The sequence below is a fragment of the Streptomyces niphimycinicus genome, from assembly GCF_018883605.1.
Classification (GTDB): Bacteria; Actinomycetota; Actinomycetes; order Streptomycetales; family Streptomycetaceae; genus Streptomyces; species Streptomyces niphimycinicus.
The window spans coordinates 1-2,753 of sequence record NZ_JAHLEM010000734.1 but is presented as its reverse complement, the minus strand read 5'-3'; the positions used below and the strand labels follow the sequence as shown (position 1 = coordinate 2,753).

General features: G+C 72.9%; 1 protein-coding gene. It reads left to right on the top strand.

Features of this window, described 5'->3' with window-relative positions; all coding sequences use genetic code 11:
- Positions 1–2,753 (top strand): type I polyketide synthase (locus KN815_RS41440; protein WP_216346944.1); only part of this gene is annotated, 2,753 nt, incomplete at both ends.

The following is a 2,753-nucleotide window of genomic DNA, read 5'->3' as shown; positions in this document are numbered from 1 at the left end:
TGTTCTCCTCGACCAGTGGCACCGTGGGCGCCGCGGGCCAGGCCAACTACGCCGCCGCGAACGCCTTCCTGGACGCGCTCGCCCAGCGGCGGCGCGCCGAGGGGCTGCCCGCCACCTCGATCGCCTGGGGCCCGTGGGCCGCGGGCGGCATGGCCGCCGACGAGGCGCTGGAGCAGCGCATGCGCCGCGCCGGGATGCCGCCGATGGACGCCGACCTCGCGATCGACGCCCTGCAACGCGCCCTCGACCTGGGCGACGCGGCCGTGACCGTGGCGGATGTCGACTGGGACCGGTTCGCTCCGGGTTTCACCGCGGGCCGCCCCAGCCCCCTGCTGGCCGACCTGCCCGAGGTGCGCCAGGCCGCCGCGCGGGGCGTCGCCACCGCGACCGGTGAGGCCGCGCCCGCCGAGACGGCCTCCGCGCTCGCACGACGGCTCCTCGGCCTGCCCGAGGCGGAACGCCACCGGGCGCTGCTGGATCTCGTACGGACCCATGTGGCGGAAGTTCTCGGCCACGCCGATGCGTCCGACATCAGCGCCGAACGGGCCTTCCGCGAGATCGGCTTCGACTCCCTCACCGCCGTCGAACTGCGCAATGGCCTGGGCGCCGCCACCGATCTGCGGCTCCCCGCCACCCTCGTCTACGACTACCCGACGCCGCTCGCCCTCGCCGACCACCTCTTCGCCGAACTGCTCGGCGGCCAGGTGGCGGCGGTCACGGGCGGCGCGTCGCCGGTGGCGGGCGCGGCGGCCGACGACGATCCGATCGCGATCGTCGCGATGAGCTGCCGCTTCCCGGGCGGTGTCCGCACCCCCGAGGAGCTGTGGCAACTGCTGGTGTCCGGCACGGACGCCATCGTGGACATGCCCGCCGACCGAGGCTGGGACCTCCGGACGCTCTACAACCCGGACCCGGACGTCGAGGGCACCTCGTACGCCCGTGAGGGTGGCTTCCTGAGCGACGCGGCCGACTTCGACCCGGCGTTCTTCGGCATCTCGCCGCGTGAGGCCCTGGCCATGGACCCGCAGCAGCGGCTGCTGCTGGAGACGTCGTGGGAGGCGTTCGAGCGGGCCGGGATCGACCCGGCGACGCTGCGCGGCTCCACCGCCGGTGTCTTCGTCGGCACCAACGGTCAGGACTATCTCTCCCTGCTGCTGGGCGACTCGCAGGGCCTCGAAGGCCATATGGGCACGGGCAACGCGGCCAGCGTGATCTCGGGCCGGCTCGCCTACACCTTCGGTCTCGAAGGCCCCGCGGTCACCATCGACACCGCCTGCTCCTCCTCGCTGGTCGCCCTCCACTCGGCGATCCAGGCGCTGCGCGGTGGCGAGTGCTCGATCGCGCTCGCGGGCGGTGTGACCGTGATGTCGACGCCCGGTGTGTTCGTGGACTTCAGCCGTCAGCGCGGGCTGGCGGAGGACGGTCGGATCAAGGCGTTCGCGGCGGGTGCTGATGGCACCGGCTGGGGCGAGGGCGTCGGCATGCTGCTCGTCGAGCGGCTGTCGGACGCGCGGCGCAACGGCCATCCGGTGCTCGCGCTCGTACGCGGCACGGCCGTCAACCAGGACGGTGCCTCCAACGGTCTGACGGCGCCCAACGGTCCGTCGCAGCAGCGCGTCATCCGCCAGGCGCTCGCCGGTGCGGGCCTTTCGGCGTCCGAGGTGGACGCGGTCGAGGCCCACGGCACCGGCACCCGGCTGGGCGACCCGATCGAGGCACAGGCGCTGCTCGCCACATACGGCCAGGACCGGGCTGAGGGGCAGCCGCTGCTGCTCGGCTCCATCAAGTCCAACATCGGCCACACCCAGGCCGCGGCCGGTGTCGCCGGTGTGATGAAGATGGTCCTCGCCATGCGGCACGGAGTGCTCCCGCGCACCCTGCACGTGGCCGAGCCCACCCCGCATGTCGACTGGTCGGCGGGCAACATCAGCCTGCTGACGGAGCAGGTGGCATGGCCGGAGACCGGCCGTCCGCGCCGCGCGGGCATCTCCTCCTTCGGGTTCAGCGGCACCAACGCCCACGCCGTCGTGGAAGAGGCCCCGGCGACTGACGTCGTTGAGACCGTTGAGTCCGCTGATGAAGGTGGAACGGCCCTGCCGGTGCTGCTCTCGGCCCGGACGGCGGACGGGCTGCGCGAGCAGGCGCGGCAACTGCACGGCCACCTGACCGAACGGACCGAGCCGCGGATGGCCGACCTCGGCTATGCGCTCGCCGTCGGCCGCTCGGCGTTCGAGGAGCGCGCGGCGCTGATCGCCGAGGACCGGGACGGGCTGCTGTCCGGCCTGGCGGCGCTCGCCGAGGGTCGTACGGCGGCCGGGCTCGTTCAGGGTTCGGTGGCCGGTGGCCGGGTGGCGTTCCTGTTCACGGGGCAGGGGAGTCAGCGGCTCGGCATGGGGCGTGAGCTGTACTACGCGTACCCGGTGTTCGCGGATGCGCTGAACGCGGTATGTGCGGAGCTGGACGCGCATCTCGAACGGCCTTTGAAGGATGTGCTGTTCGGGGATGACGCGGAGGCGCTGGATCGGACGGGGTTCACTCAGCCCGGGTTGTTCGCGGTTGAGGTGGCGTTGTTCCGGCTGGTGGAGGCGTGGGGGCTGCGGCCCGATTTCCTCTCCGGGCATTCGATTGGTGAGTTGGCCGCGGCGCATGTGGCGGGTGTGTTGTCGCTGGCGGATGCGTGCCGGTTGGTGGCGGCGCGTGGCCGTTTGATGCAGGAGCTTCCGGCGGGTGGCGCGATGGTCGCGGTGCAGGCG